Annotated in this window: 13 protein-coding genes; 7 read left to right on the top strand and 6 right to left on the bottom strand. The window is 71.9% G+C overall.

All coding sequences use genetic code 11. The features are described from left to right. Positions 1-58: 58 nt before the first annotated feature. The 3 genes from ACWEBX_RS05460 to ACWEBX_RS05450 all read right to left on the bottom strand — a co-directional run bounded on the left by ACWEBX_RS05460 (position 59) and on the right by ACWEBX_RS05450 (position 2958). Positions 59-946, bottom strand: a complete 888-nt coding sequence (locus ACWEBX_RS05460) for an oxygenase MpaB family protein (protein WP_451883592.1) — start codon at positions 944-946, stop codon at positions 59-61. 159 nt (positions 947-1105) lie between these two features. Further along, positions 1106-2056 carry an ornithine cyclodeaminase family protein gene (locus tag ACWEBX_RS05455; RefSeq protein ID WP_451883591.1) on the bottom strand — a complete coding sequence of 317 codons (951 nt, stop codon included), beginning with the start codon at positions 2054-2056 and terminating at the stop codon, positions 1106-1108. Further along, positions 2053-2958 carry an IclR family transcriptional regulator gene (locus tag ACWEBX_RS05450; RefSeq protein WP_451883590.1) on the bottom strand — a complete coding sequence of 302 codons (906 nt, stop codon included), beginning with the start codon at positions 2956-2958 and terminating at the stop codon, positions 2053-2055. The genes ACWEBX_RS05455 and ACWEBX_RS05450 overlap by 4 nt, the downstream gene beginning before the upstream one ends. A 163-nt stretch (positions 2959-3121) precedes the next feature. On the opposite strand from ACWEBX_RS05450, the gene ACWEBX_RS05445 reads away from it, so the two are divergent. The 4 genes from ACWEBX_RS05445 (at position 3122) to ACWEBX_RS05430 (ending at position 7679) form a co-directional block, all read left to right on the top strand. Further along, positions 3122-4549 carry an amidohydrolase family protein gene (locus ACWEBX_RS05445; RefSeq protein WP_451883589.1) on the top strand — a complete coding sequence of 476 codons (1428 nt, stop codon included), beginning with the start codon at positions 3122-3124 and terminating at the stop codon, positions 4547-4549. Next, the gene (locus tag ACWEBX_RS05440) at positions 4546-5613 is read left to right on the top strand and encodes a dipeptidase (protein WP_451883588.1); all 1068 of its coding nucleotides are present in this window, start codon (positions 4546-4548) and stop codon (positions 5611-5613) included. Before ACWEBX_RS05445 ends, ACWEBX_RS05440 begins: the two co-directional genes overlap by 4 nt. Positions 5614-5845: 232 nt before the next feature. Then, entirely contained in the window at positions 5846-7195 is a 1350-nt protein-coding gene (locus ACWEBX_RS05435; protein WP_451883587.1) for a transaminase, read from the top strand. 43 nt (positions 7196-7238) lie between these two features. Next, a complete protein-coding gene (locus tag ACWEBX_RS05430; protein ID WP_355764227.1) occupies positions 7239-7679 on the top strand; it encodes an Lrp/AsnC family transcriptional regulator in 441 nt (146 codons plus the stop codon). Positions 7680-7698: 19 nt separating this feature from the next. Here the strand turns inward: ACWEBX_RS05430 and ACWEBX_RS05425 are convergent, their stop codons facing one another. Further along, complete coding sequence (locus tag ACWEBX_RS05425; protein ID WP_451883586.1) at positions 7699-9972, bottom strand: FUSC family protein; 2274 nt, start codon at positions 9970-9972, stop codon at positions 7699-7701. Between the two features lie 151 nt (positions 9973-10123). Here ACWEBX_RS05425 and ACWEBX_RS05420 point away from each other — a divergent pair, with 151 nt between their 5' ends. Next, entirely contained in the window at positions 10124-10753 is a 630-nt protein-coding gene (locus ACWEBX_RS05420) for a GNAT family N-acetyltransferase (RefSeq protein WP_451883585.1), read from the top strand. Positions 10754-10810: 57 nt separating this feature from the next. On the opposite strand, the gene ACWEBX_RS05415 is transcribed toward ACWEBX_RS05420, so the two are convergent. Next, the gene (locus tag ACWEBX_RS05415) at positions 10811-12265 is read right to left on the bottom strand and encodes an MFS transporter (protein ID WP_451883584.1); all 1455 of its coding nucleotides are present in this window, start codon (positions 12263-12265) and stop codon (positions 10811-10813) included. A gap of 186 nt (positions 12266-12451) precedes the next feature. Between ACWEBX_RS05415 and ACWEBX_RS05410 the strand changes: the two genes are divergently transcribed. Beyond that, positions 12452-12907 carry a MarR family winged helix-turn-helix transcriptional regulator gene (locus ACWEBX_RS05410; protein WP_451883583.1) on the top strand — a complete coding sequence of 152 codons (456 nt, stop codon included), beginning with the start codon at positions 12452-12454 and terminating at the stop codon, positions 12905-12907. A gap of 129 nt (positions 12908-13036) precedes the next feature. After that, entirely contained in the window at positions 13037-13600 is a 564-nt protein-coding gene (locus ACWEBX_RS05405; RefSeq protein ID WP_451883582.1) for an exonuclease domain-containing protein, read from the top strand. Between the two features lie 188 nt (positions 13601-13788). On the opposite strand, the gene ACWEBX_RS05400 is transcribed toward ACWEBX_RS05405, so the two are convergent. After that, positions 13789-14382, bottom strand: a complete 594-nt coding sequence (locus ACWEBX_RS05400; RefSeq protein WP_451883581.1) for a DinB family protein — start codon at positions 14380-14382, stop codon at positions 13789-13791. Between the last annotated feature and the right edge of the window lie 3 nt (positions 14383-14385).

The raw sequence follows: 14385 nt of genomic DNA, 5'->3' as shown, positions 1-14385 counted from the left end.
CCGCGTTCGTGGCCGACCGGGGAGGGGCGCCCGTGCCGACGTGCCGGCACGGGCGCCCTCAGGCGACCCCCCGCACGGTTCGGGCGCGCTGCGGCGCCATCGCCCAGCGCACGGCCGACGTGAAGGCGCTGCCGAGGGGACGCACGCACACGCTGTCGACCAACGGCAGCCGGGGCAGCCGGAGTTCGGCGGCGGCCCAGGCCGGCAGCAGGGACACCGCGTTCGCGGCGAGCACCCCGTACGGCACGCGGGCCACGAGCGGCACCGGCGGATTCAGCAACAGGAAGCGCGCGGCGTCGCGTGCCTGCGGCGTCGCCCGCAGCTCGCCGCGGTACGCGGCCAGCCGTTCCGTGAGCTCGGCGACGGTCGTGGGCGGGTCGAGGACGCCCAGCGCGGCGGCGACGCGGGCCGTGTCCGCCACGTAGGCGTCGCGGCCGGCCTCGGACAGGGGTCGTGCGCCGTACCGCTGATGCGCGCGCAGGAAGCTGTCGACCTCGGCGACGTGGACCCAGCCGAGGAGGTGGGGATCCGCCGCCCGGTACCGCGTCCCCTCCGGGGTCACTCCGCGCACCCGCTCATGGACCGCCCGCACCCGGTCGCAGGCGTCCTGGGCGCTCTCGGCCGTCCCGTACGTCGTCACCGCGAGGAAGGTGCTGGTGCGCTGGAGTCTTCCCCAAGGGTCGCCGCGGAAGCCCGAGTGCGCGGAGACGGCGGCCATGGCGAGCGGGTGCAGCGACTGGAGCAGCAGCGCGGACAGGCCGCCGATGAACATCGACGCGTCCCCGTGCACGGCGCGGATGGGGCGGTCCGGGCCGAACCAGCGGGGGCCGGGGGTGCCGTGGATACGGGCGCGGTTCTTCGGTCCCTCCGGGCCCGCGACCCGGGAGAACAGCGCGCTGCCCAGCCGTTCCCGTACTCCGCAGCCGTCCGTTCCGGTCCGTCTCATGGGCGTCGGCCTCCCTTCGCGTCCCGCTCCGCCGGGCCCACGGTCCGTCCCGGACCGGCGCAAACGGTGGAAGCCCCTTCAGCATGGTCGAACCGGGGGAGGAAAGTCCACGGGCCCGCACCGGACACCCGGACCCGCTCAGGGCACCCGGACCCCGCCTCACAGGGCGACGCGGGTGCCCCACGCCTCCGCGCGGGCAACGGCGTCGGCGACGTGGGCGGCCGCGACGTCCAGAGCGGCGTGGCCGGTCGACTTGAACAGGGTGAGCTCGTCGTCGTCGCGCCGGCCGGGGTGTTCACCGCCGAGGACGGAGCCGAGGAGCGTCACGCTCCGGTCGGGCGGGAGGTCCTGCAGCTCGTGGGCGCCGGACGGAGGCCGGGTCGTGGCCGCGCCGTGCCACTCGGCGAAGAGAGCGGCGTCCCGGACCGTGTCGGCGTCCAGCTCGGGCCCGTGGGAGCCCCCCACCGAGCTGACGTGGGTGCCGGGGGCGAGCCAGGCGCGACGGATCACAGGGCGGACGGCGCCGGTGCAGCAGAACACCGTGCCCGCCCCTCGTACCGCCTCCTCGATGCTCTCCGCGACCCGGCCGGCGGGGTGGAGCGCGGCGACGCTCGCGGCCCGCCCGGGATCGCGGCCCGCGACGAGGACGGGGGTCTCGGGGTCCAGATCCGCGAGCAGCGCCGTCTGGGCGCGCGCCTGGGCGCCCGTTCCGACGACGGCGACCCGGTCGGCGTCCGGACGGGCCAGCGCGCGGGCGCTCAGTGTGGCGGTCGCGGCGGTACGGATCTCGGTGAGCGGCTCCGCGTCCATCAGGGCCAGCGGGCGGCCGTCGGTCTCGTCGAAGAGCGCGACGATCCCCCGGTGACTGCTGCGGCCCGGCCGTGCCGGGTCGGCGAACACGGAGACCAGCTTGGCCGCGAGCCCGAGACCGGGCACATGACCGGGCATCGCGCCCAGCAGGCCGTGCGGGGTGTGCGCGGCGATGCGCGGCGGTACGGAGACCTCGTCGCGGCCGATGGCGACGAGGGCCGTGGCCACGGCGTCCAGGACGCGCCGCGGTTCGAGGGCGGCACGCGTCTGCGCCCCGTCGAGGAAGAGGATCTCGCTCATGCCGGGCCTTCGGTGGGCGTGGAAGGGGAGGGGGAGGTGGAGGGGGAAGAGGTGGACTCGGGCTGCGAAGACGCTTGCTCGGTGGCCTCGGTGGCCTCGGTGGCCTCGGTGGCTCCGGTGATCCCTGTGCTCCCCGTACTTCCGGTGACCTCGGAGGCCTCGGTGCCGGACAGGATCCGTGCCAGTTCGTCCGCCGCCTCCCGCAGGCGCTCCCGCAGGCCGGGGAGTCGGGCCTCGTCGAAGTCCGGACCCAGGCCGACCAGCGTGAGGGCGCAGACCGGCGCACCCGGGCGGGTGACCACGGCGCGGGCGAGCGAGGCGACCGGCTGTTCGTTGCGCCCGTACTCGACGGCGAATCCCGTGCGTTCGGCTTCCGCGATGTCGGCCAGCAGCCCTTCGGGTCCGTCCAGCGGGTGCCCGGACTCCTCCGCGGCGCGCAGATAGGGGCCCCGTTCGGCCGGGTCGAGGGCGGCGACGAGGGCGAGCGGGCCGGCGAACCGGTGAACGGGCAGGGCCTGGCCGTTCAGACTGCTGATCATCGCCAGCCGGTCGGGCCGCACGACGTCGATCACGCGGGACCGGTCGACCTCGGGCACCTGGAGGTTGACCATCAGGCCGGTGCGTCCGGACAGCGCCGCGAGAACCGGGCCGGCGAGGGCGCCGAGCGAGTTCCGGGCCGCCGAGGACGACAGTTGAAGGACCGCCGTGCCCGGCAGATAGCGGTCGCCGGCGCGCAGCACCCAGCCACGCCGTACCAGGTCGACGAGCACGCGGTAGGCGGTCGCGCGATGCAGCCCGACCTCCTCGGCGAGGTCGGTGAGACGCGGCGGCCGGGACGCGCGGGCCACGGCTTCGACCAGGTCCAGGGCCTTGTCCACCGCGCTGCGGGGTGCCTCGGGCAATTCCGACCCCTCCTTGTGACGTCGTGAGATGTGAGCGTACGGTAGCGCATGTTGCGAGAGACGATACGTCTGTTACGTAGAGCGTAACAAGATCCATGAAGCGGCCATCGGCCCGGACGGCGGCGGCTGCCGGAGTCCGGGCACTGCGACTACTGAGGTGAAGATGACGGACGAGACTTCGGGCGCACCGGCCCCGCACGCGCCCGCGGTGACGGGCTCCGTCGCGGTGTACCGCGGCGCGACCCTGTTCGACGGAACCGGCGCTCCGGCCCGGAGCTCGACGTCGATCGTGATCGACGGCCAGATCATCCGTGCCGTCGGCGACGACGCCGTGATCGCCGAGGGTCTGCCCGCGGACGCCCGGGTCTTCGACCTCGACGGCCGTTTCGTCATCCCCGGTCTGATCGACGCCCACCAGCACATCGCGACCCCGCCCGACCGGCCCGCCGCCGAGGCGGTGCTGCGCCGGCTCGTCCACAGCGGCGTCACGGCCATCCGCGACATGGCCGACGACCTGCGCCAGGTGGGCGACCTAGCGCGGGCGACGCTCGTCGGCGAGATCCCCGGCCCGGACATCCGCTACGCCGCCCTGATGGCGGGGCCTGGTTTCTTCGACGACCCGCGCACCCACCAGGTGTCCCAGGGCGAGACGCCCGGCGCGGTTCCGTGGATGCAGGCGGTCACGAAGGACACCGACCTGCCGATCGCCGTCGCGCTGGCCCGCGGCACCCATGCCTCCGCGATCAAGGTGTACGCGGATCTCGACCGGGCCACCGTCGCCGCGATCACCGCGGAGGCGCACCGTCAGGGCGTCCCCGTCTGGGCCCACGCCACCGTCTTCCCGGCCTCGCCCGGCGAGATCGTCGAGGCCGGTGCGGACACCGTCTCGCACGTCACCCTGCTCGCGTTCGAAGGCACGGACGAGCCGCTGACCAGCTACAAGACCAAGCCGAAGGTCGACTACGAGCGGTTCGCCGCCGGGGACGACCCCCGGGTCGAGGAACTTTTCGCCCTGATGCGCCGTCGGGGCACGGTCCTCGACGCGACCGCGGGCATGTGGGCGAGCGAGGCCCTCGCGGGCGAGGGTCCCGAGGACGCCGAGCGCGCGGCGGCCAACACCGAGCTCGCCGCCGTGCTCACCGCCCAGGCCCACCGCGCCGGTGTGGACATCGCGACCGGCACGGACTACGAGACCGACGCCGAGAATCCCTTCCCCGCCCTGTACGACGAGCTGGCGTTCCTCGTGGACCGCTGCGGGATGTCGGCGGCGCAGGTGCTGCGCTCGGCCACGCTGATCGGTGCCCGGAGTGCCGGGGCCGAGGACGTCATGGGCACCGTCGAAGCGGGCAAGCTCGCCAACTTCGTCGTCCTGGAGGACGATCCGCTGCGGGACATCGCGCACCTGCGCAGCGTCACGCTGACCGTCAAGCGCGGCCGGCGCTTCGAGCGCCGGGACTTCGACGGCACCGCCCCCGGCGCCGGACGGCCCGAGCGCGCTCAGGGCCCCGGGTCCGAGGAGCCCGCCGCCACCCCCGCCGCCGACGTGACCCGCCCCGCCGACGTGACCCGCCCTGCCGAGGAGACCCGATGACCGACCTTCCCATGATCATCAACGCGCTCGGGCAGCTCGACAATCCGAACGCCCCGCAGTCGGCCGAGGCCGCCGCGCAGCTCAACCCCTCCAGCGAGCAGATGACCGTCGACGCCCGCACGCTGGCCGACGCCCATGCCTCCGGCATCACCGCCGTCAACATCACCCTCGGCTACACGATGGGCGATCTGCCGCCGTACGAGCACACGCTGCACGAGATCGCGGTCTGGGACGGCATCATCCGGGACAACGCGGCCGACCTCCTGAAGGTCCGTACGGTCGCGGACATCCACCGGGCCAGGGAGGAACGCCGGATCGGGGTCGTCTACGGCTTCCAGAACGCCGTCGCGGTCGGCGACGACGTCGGGCGCGTCGCCACGTTCGCCGATCTCGGCGTCCGGGTCGTCCAGCTCACGTACAACCAGGCCAACCACATCGGTGACGGCTCCATGGCGCCGGAGAACCGGGGACTGACCGACTTCGGCCGCAGTGTCGTGGAGGCCCTCGACGAGCACCGCCTGATGGTCGACCTCTCCCACAGCGGCGAGCGCACCTGTCTGGAGGCCGCCAAGACGGCGCGGCTCCCCGTGTCGATCAACCACACCGGCTGCCGCGCGCTCGCCGATCTCCCCCGCAACAAGACGGACGAGGAACTGCGTCTGGTCGCCTCGCGCGGCGGCTTCGTGGGCATCTACTTCATGCCGTTCCTGAACGTGTCGGGTCACGCGACGGCCGCCGACGTCGTGGAGCACATCGTCCACGCGGTCAACGTGTGCGGCGAGGACGCCGTCGGCATCGGCACCGACGGGACCGTGACGTCCATCGACGACCTCGACACCTACCGCGCGCATCTGGCCGAGCACGTGGCCCTGCGGCGCCAGGCGGGTGTCGGCGCGGCGGGGGAACGCGACGACACGCTTCCCTTCGTGCTCGACCTGAGCGGAGTGGACCAGTTCCGGGAGCTCGTCCGGCTGCTGGAGCAGCGCGGTTACACCTCGGAACGCATCGAGAAGATCCTCGGCCGGAACTTCGTGGACTACGCGGAACGGGTGTGGGCCCCGTAACCCTTCCGGAGGCCGGTGGTCGGTAGCCGGTAGCCGGAAGTCGGTAGGTCACTGAATCAAGTGCGCCGGCCTTCATCCACGGTTGATTCGGTTGTCACGGCAACTGAATCAATCGTTTGGGCTTGCTTCCGCACCGTATGCGTTCGTACTCTGGCCGAAACCGCTCGTCGAACATGTCGTCGACCGAGCACAGCGACCGGGGCGACCGGGTCGACCGACAGAGGAGCCCTCGATGGACCGCACTCGCCTGCAACAGCTCCTGGCTCGTGAGAGCGCCGAGGCCGAGCGTCGAAACCCGCGGTCCAGGGCCGCGTACGAGCGCGCCGAGCACCTGTTCGGCCGCGTCCCGATGACCTGGATGAACAAGACCGCCGGGGCCTTCCCGCGCTATCTGGACAGCGCCCGCGGAGCCCGCGTCACCGACATCGACGGCCACGAGTACATCGACTTCTGCCTCGGCGACACGGGCGCCATGGCCGGTCACTCGCCCGAGGTCGTCGCCGAGGCGGTACGGGCCCGGTTCGCCGAGAGCGGCGGCGCGACCGCGATGCTGCCCACCGAGGACGCGGAATGGGTGGGCGCCGAACTGACCCGCCGCTTCGGGCTCGCCCGCTGGAGCTTCTCGCTCACCGCGACCGACGCCAACCGCTGGTCCATCCGGCTGGCACGAGCGGTCACCGGCCGCCCGAAGATCCTGGTGAACAGCTACAGCTACCACGGCAGCGTCGACGAGTCGCTGATCGTCGTCGGCCCGGACGGCCACGGCACCGCCCGCCCCGGAAACGTCGGCGCCCCCTGCGACGTCACCCTCACCAGCCGGGTCGCGGAGTTCAACGACCTGGAGCAACTGGAACGCGAGCTCGCCCACGGCGACGTCGCCGCCGTCCTGATGGAGCCCGCGCTGACCAACATCGGCATCGTGCTGCCCGAGCCGGGCTACCTGGAGGGCGTCCGTGCCCTGACGCGCCAGTACGGGACCCTGCTCATCAACGACGAGACGCACACCTTCTCCGCCGGCCCCGGTGGCTGCACCGCCGCGTGGAGCCTGGAGCCGGACATGCTCACCATCGGCAAGGCGATCGGCGGAGGGATCCCGGCCGGGGCCTACGGGCTCTCGGCCGAACTCGCCGACAAACTGCTCGGCCGCGCCGATCTGGACCTGGTCGACATGGGCGGCGTCGGCGGCACCCTCGCCGGCAACGCCCTGTCCACGGCGGCGACGCGCGCCACCCTGGAACACGTCCTCACCGACGCCGCGTTCGACACGATGGCGAAGCTCTCCGAACGCTTCGAGGCCGGTGTGCGGGCGGGCATCGACGCATGGGGTCTGCCGTGGTCGGTGAGCCGTCTCGGAGCCCGTACGGAATACCGGTTCGCCGATCCCGCGCCGCGCACCGGAACGGAGTCGGCCGCGGCGGCCGACACCGAGCTGGAGGACTTCCTCCACCTGTATCTCGCCAACCGGGGCATCCTGCTGACCCCGTTCCACAACATGGCGCTCATGTGCCCGGCGACCACCGAGCAGGACGTGGACCGGCACACCGAGGTCTTCGCCGCCGCCCTGGCCGAACTGGCCGGCTGAGCGCCGCCGATAGACTCGGACCCGCCGGCCGGAGAGGAACAGCGTGGACGAGATCGACCGGGCCATCCTGCGTGAACTGCAGATCGACGGCCGTATCGCCTATGCCGAACTCGGCCCCAAGGTAGGGCTGTCCGCGTCGGCGGCCCGACAGCGTCTGCAACGCCTGCTCGACTCGCAGGCGGTCCAGGTCGTCGGCGTCACCGATCCGATGGGCATGGGCGGACAGGCGATGGCCCTGCTCGGCATCGCCGTGGACGGTGATCCGCGAGCGGTCGCCGACACGCTGGCCGAACGGACCGAGGTCGTCTACTCGGTGCTGACCTCGGGCGGCTTCGATCTGTTCGCAGAGGTCGTCTGCCCCGGACCGCGGGATCTGCTGGACTTCGTCAACGACGTCGTACGGCAGATCGAGGGCGTCCGGCAGGTGCAGTCGTTCCCCTACTTCGGCATCCACACGCACCGCTTCCTCTGGAACGTGGGCTGAGCCGCCGGGCGGAAAGGCCCTAGCGTGCCGCGCTCCGGGCCGGCTTCTTGGCGGGTGTCGAGATCCGCACCCCCAGCGGGCGGGCCAGACCGATCACGCCTTCGTCGAGTCGCTGCAGATGGCGCAGGACGCGGCCCGTGACACGGTCGTGCCGGGGCGAGTCCGGCGTGTCCGGCTCCAGCATGGCGGCGAGGCTCGCCCCGGTCTCCGCGACACCGTCCCCCGCGTCCGCCGCGACCCGGGCGACGAGGATGTCGATGTTGTGGCCGATCCGGCGGCCCGCCAGTTTGAGCCGGGGATCGGCGGCGACCGACCTGCTGTACGGGAGGAGTTCGGCCGTCGCGGCGAGCGACCGTGCGTGATAGGCGCACGTCTCCAGCAGGGCGACGATGTAGCGGGCGGTCTGACGGCGGGCCCGCCACGGAGTGATCGGGTGGGTCAGCGGTTTGGTGGAGGCCCGCAGCTTGTCCAGGGCGACGTCCAGCTCGCGGGCCTTGTCCAGCAGATCGAGGGCGATACCACCGCTGAGCTGCTCCACCGCCGCACCGCTGACGTCCCCGAGCCGGACGAGCACGGCGGCGAGCAGCTCGTCCGTACGGCGGTCGGTCTGCACCGGAAGGACGACGATGGCCGCGACCATCCCGCAGATCGCGCCGAGCGCCGTCTCCTCGATCCGCAGGACGAGTACCGCCGGACTGTAGGTGTTGAGCACCGTGTACAGCAGCCCCAGCATCGCCGTCACGAAGAAGGACATCAGGACGTACGACACGGGGGCGGTGAAGTACATGGCGAAGATGAACACCAGGACCAGGGTGAACGCGGTCCACGTGTGGCCGCCCACCACGCCTGCCAGGAGGACACCGGCGACCACGCCGAGGATCGTCCCCAGCAGCCGGCGATAGCCCTTGACCAGGATCTCCCCGGTCGAGGAGGTGTTCAGGAAGACGACCCAGCACGTCAGCACCGCCCAGTACCACCGCTGCGGAGAGAGGAGTTCCCCGCCGACGATGGCCAGGGTCGACCCCACCGAGACCTGCACCGCCGCCCGGGTCGTCGGCCGGTCAAGCCCCGTCGGGTGCGGCTCGTCCTGGTCCCCCTCCTCGGCGGCGATCGACGCGTCCTCGGCGTCCAGTTCCTCGCGGGAACGTTTCGTCTCGGGGGAGTCGTCGGTCTCGTCCTGGGGGCCGTCGAGTGCCAGCCGCAGCCCGAGGGCCGCGCGGGTCGCCTCGCCGATGCCGCGGAAGACGTCCTGCACGGCCGCCGGGGCGTCCGGAAGGTTCTGCTCGTCCCGGTAGCCGAGGAGCCGGTTGCGGAGCTGGGCCACCCCGGTGCCGCGCTCACCCGTGACCGGGCCCGCGACGAGTACTTGCAGCGCTTCGAGGTCGCGGTGCAGCGTCGCGAGGGTGTCGTCCTGCTTCTGGAGCCGGTCCGCCGCCGCGGGCAGCGGAGCGTCCGGCAGGTGCAGGGCGAGTGTGTCGGGCTGTTCGGCGCTGCGCGCGGTGAGGATGAGGATGCCGAGCCGTTCCGAGGCGATCTCGGCCTCGGCGACCCGCCGCTGGAGCAGCGAGGCGGTCGCGCCGTCGGCGGTTCCCTCGTCCAGGCGGTCCTGGATCATCATCGCGCTCTCGTGCAGCCGCGCGGTGTGCAGCCGTACGTCGTCCAGGGCCTTCTCGACGTCGTCGGGACCGGCGTCGAGGAGGTCGATCTGGACGGACACCAACTGGGCCACACGTGCCCGGAACGCCTTGCGCAGCCGTTTCAGGACCCGCTCGGTCGACTCGGCGATGACGGCGAAGCGCACCACGGCGCTGCAGGCGAAGCCGATGGCCAGCGTCGCCCAGAGTTCGGGAAGGGAGGAGTAGGTCGCTCCGCCGAACAGGGACAGGAAGTAGATCTGGAAGGCGATCAGCCCGAGCGCCGTACCGCGGTCTCCGTACCGACGGCAGTAGACCGCGGCGAAGATCAGGGCGACGAAGCACGCGTCGCCCGCGACCGCGTGACCGCGCAGCAGGGCGCCCAGCGACATCGCCGTGACCGCCACGGGCAGGCCGAGCGCCAGGGTGACGGCCTGTTCGCCGCGATGCTTCTCCTTGATGGAGAACGTGGCGACCATGGCGGTCATGGCTCCGGTCACCATGCGGCTGGGACCGGATCCCATCAGGCCGAGGAGGGCGAGGGTGAGGGCGATCGCGCCGACGGTCCGCAGTCCGGCCATGAGCCGCAGCAGGCCCGGGTCGGATGCCACGAACCGGTTCCAGATCGCCGCTCGGTTCGGCCGAGTCACTGTCCTCACGCTGCCGTCGTTCCCTGCTCCCAGGTCATGATCCGGTACTTCAGCATGGCACCTCGCGGCGCCCCCTGCCGGACGGTGCCCGGGCGTCCCGCCTGGAGGAGGGCGCGAGCACCCCCTTGTGGGAGCGCTCCCAAAGGGCCAGGATGCCGCCATGAGCCCAGTGCCGACCATTCGCCCCTACCGGCCGACCGACCGCGCCGCCGTCGCGGAGGTGTGCGTGAGCACCGCGGACCTCGGAGGGGACTCGCGTGCCCTGTATCCCGACGTGGAGCTGATGCCGACGCTCTTCGCGGCGCCCTACTGCCATCTGGAGCCCGGCCTGGCCTTCGTCCTCGACGACGGGAGCGGCCGGGCCGTCGGCTATGTGGTCGGCACCGGAGACACCGCGGACTTCGCCGCCCGGTTCCGCGACACATGGATCCCCCGCGTCGCGCACCGCTATCCCGAGCCCACGAGGCCGCCTCGCACACCCAGTGAGGTGATGGTCGGGCTGCTGCACACTCCCGAGCGCATGATCCTGCCCGAACTCGCCGCCTATCCGGCGCACCTGCACATCGACCTGCTGCCGGACTTCCAGCGGCGCGGCCACGGAAGAGCGCTGATGAACACCTTTCTCGCCGCGCTGCACGACCGCGGGGTGCCGGCGGTCCACCTGGGGATGGTCACCGCGAACAAACCGGCCAGGGCGTTCTACGACCGTCTCGGCTTCCACGAGATTCCCGTCGAGGACCCGGGGCCGCTCACCTACCTCGGCCGGCCGGCCGCGGTGGCAGCAACGTGAACGCACCGGTTCCGGCGGACGGGGGCCGCCGGAACCGGTGCGGGGAGAGCGTGAGCCTCAGCGCGTGGCCGTGGCCGCCTCCGGCGCGGCCGTGGGGCCGGTCTTGTCGCCTCCGGCGGCGGCGCGCGCGGCCGGGATCACGGCGGCGATGGCCGCGGCCACCAGGGCGACACAGCCACCGACGACGAGGCCGGTGCGGAAGCCGCTCTCGGAGGTGAAGGTGTAGCCCGCCATGCCGGTCGTCATCTGCGCGAGGATGACGCCGATGACCGCCGCGCCGACCGAGGTGCCGAGCGAACGCATCAGCGTGTTGAAGCCGTTCGCGGCGGCGGTCTCGGCGAGCGGGACCGAGCTCATGATCAGGGCCGGCATCGAACCGTAGGCGAGACCGACGCCGCTGTTGATGACCATGCAGGTCAGCATGAGACCCCAGGCCGATCCCATGAGGGTGAGCGCGAGTCCGTAGCCGAGGGCGATGACGAGGACACCGCAGATCAGCGTGAACTTCGGGCCCCGGGCGTCCGTCAGCTTCCCGCCGAGCGGGGAGACGATCATCATCATGATGCCGCCGGGCGCCATCCACAGGCCCGCCGCCAGCATCGACTGGCCCAGGCCGTAGCCGGTTGCCTCGGGGAACTGGAGAAGCTGCGGGATGATCAGCATGCTGGCGTACATGCCGAAGCCGACGAAGACCGAGGCGACGTTGGTGAGCAGGACCCGGGGGCGGGCGGTGGTGCGCAGGTCGATCAGCGGGTCCCGGGTGCGCATCTCCCACGCGCCCCAGGCGACCAGGATCACGACGGCGGCGGCGAGCAGCCCCAGCGTCGTCGCGGAACCCCAGCCCCAGTCGGCGCCCTTGGAGACGCCGAGGAGCAGGCAGACCAGGCCGGCGCCGAGTCCGAGCGCGCCGAGGATGTCGAAGCGCTGACCCTTGGCGCCGGCCGGCACGTCCGGGATGAGGAACCAGATCAGCGTCCCGATCACCACAGCCAGCACGGCGGAGCCCCAGAAGAGGACGCGCCAGTTCGCGTACTGGGCGACCGCGGCGGAGATGGGCAGGCCGAGGCCGCCGCCGATACCCATCGAGGCGCTGACCAGCGCGATGGAGGAGCTCAGCTTCTCGGCCGGCACGACGTCACGCAGCAGGGCGATGCCCAGCGGCACCATGCCCATGCCCATTCCCTGCAGACCGCGTCCGACGATCATCGGGACGACGGACGAGGAGAGTGCGCACACGACCGAGCCCACCACGAGCGGGACGGAGCAGGCGAGCAGCATCCGCCGCTTGCCCACCAGGTCGCCCAGCCGGCCGGAGACCGGGACGCAGACGGCCGCGACCAGCAGGGTGACGGTGATGACCCACGCGGAGTTCGCGGGCGTGGTGTGCAGGATCTGGGGCAGCTCGGCGATGAGCGGAGTGACCAGCGTCTGCATGATCGCCGCCACGGTGCCGGCGAAGGCGAGCGTGGCGACCACGCCGCTTGCTCGGGCGGAAGGCTGGGGGGCGTCCATGAGGGACTCCTCGGGATTCTGTCTGTCGGGCAAGGGATGTGCATCGTACATGTCGTATGCATCTCGCATGTGATGTGGTTCATGCATGCGATGTGGCCCGTGCAAGCGGGTGTGGGACCATGGAGCCGGGCCGCACCGATGTGCGCGGGACGCGCGGCCCAGGTGACAGCGGGAGGCGGCAGGCGGATGGTCAGGCCCACACACGAGGTCGAGTACGAGCAGATGCTGCTCAGCCGCCACGGATGGATGAACCACAGGGGCGGCCGAACCAAGGACGGTGTCCTGGAACGCAGCGCGTACATCCTCCTCAGCCGGATCCGGATCCAAGGGCCCATGTCGATCGGTGAGTTGAGCGACGCCTTCGGGCTCGACGCGTCCACCCTCAACCGGCAGACCGCGGCGGCGATGCGTGCCGGGCTCGTCGAGCGCATCCCGGACCCCGACGGCGGCATGGCCCGCAAGTTCCGCATCACCCACGAAGGGGCGCGGCTCCTCGACCAGGAGCGGCAGGAGCTCATCGATTCGCTGGACCGCGTCATGACCGACTGGCCGGAGGAGGACATCGCCGCGTTCGCCTCCTACCTGCGGCGCTTCAACACGGACATCGAGCGCATCGGCGGCCGTCCCTGGCCGCGCCCCTGAATCGCCGTCCCCGGCCGCGCCCGTGGCCTGAAACCCGGCCGCCGTCGCGCGCCGACCCTCGTGGCGGACCGCCCGCGCCGGGCGAAAACGGGGAGACGTGGTGCCGCGTCGCGTTCTACGCTCTCCCGCATGAAAAATACGGGGGGATTCTTGAATGTCGTCGATGTCGAGGCGACCTGTTGGGAGGGGGAGCCCCCGTCCGGGGCGGTCAGCGAGATCATCGAGATCGGTCTGACGGTCGTCGACCTGGACGAGGGCGTCCGCGTGGCGAAGCACCGCCTTCTGGTCAGACCCGCGCGATCGACCGTCAGCGCGTTCTGCACCGAACTCACCGGGCTGACGCAGGGCGAGGTCGAGCAGGGGCTCGGATTCGCCGAAGCCTGCCGGGAGTTGGCCGCGCGGCATCGTACGGGGGAGCGGCCGTGGGCGAGTTGGGGTGACTACGACCGCCACCAGTTCACCCGTCAGTGCGCCGCCACGGCGACTCCGTATCCCTTCGGGCGCCGGCACACCAACGCCAAGGCGGTCTTCACCGACGCTCGCGGGCTGCGGAGACGGCCCGGTATGGCACAGGCCCTGCGCCTCGCCGAACTGCCCCTGGAGGGACGGCATCACCGCGGCGAGGACGACGCGTGGAACATCGCCGCACTCGTCCTCGACCTGGCCGGGCGGGGGGCCTGGCCGGGCGCCTGACGGTCTTGGCGCCCGGGTCTCGGCCCGGCGGATCGGGTCCGGGTGCCTGACGGTCCCGTGACCCGGAGGTCGTTCTCACGGATCGGTCCCGCACGTCTGATCCGGTCCTCCAGAGGTCGTTCAGGCAGATCGGTCCTGCGTGTCCGACCCGGTCACCCGGGTTCACTCCGGCGGATCGGGCCGCGGCGTCAGGCGTCCTTGCCGGCGTCCCGGGCCACCTGCTCCAGTCGCGCCCGGTACTCCTCCCACCATGCCGCGTCGCCCGGCATCAGGCTGTCGTTGTTCTCGCTCAACCCGGCCGATCCGTCCATGAGTTCGCGGATGATATCGGCGTGCCCGGCGTGCCGCTGGGTGTCGGCGATCACGCGGACGACCGCGTGGTGCAACGTCACCTCGTTCTTCCCCGCGGGCCACCACGGCACCGTGCCGGTCGTCTCCAGCGGCAGCGCCTCGATCGTCGCGTCCGCGTGGGCCCATGCCCGGCGGTAGAGCCCCACGATGAACTCGCGCGTCTCGTCGGCGGTGGCCCACATGTCGCCGTTCGTCTCCTGGGCGTGCTCCAGCCAGGGCAGCGGCTCGCCCGACGGCCGTCCGAAAGTGTCGCCGAGGTAGCCCAGTTCCACGGTGGCCACGTGTTTGACGAGACCGAGGAGGTTCGTCCCGGTCGGGGTGAACGGACGGCGGATGTCGTACTCCGAGAGACCGTCGAGCTTCCAGATCAGGGCGTCACGAGCCGACTGCAGGTAGCGGTGGAGATCGGCCTTGGCATCCGGTGAAGTCATGGC

It is taken from the genome of Streptomyces sp. NPDC005070, from assembly GCF_053600395.1.
The sequence above is the reverse complement of the archived record's forward strand: the minus strand, read 5'-3'. Positions and strand labels throughout refer to the sequence as shown.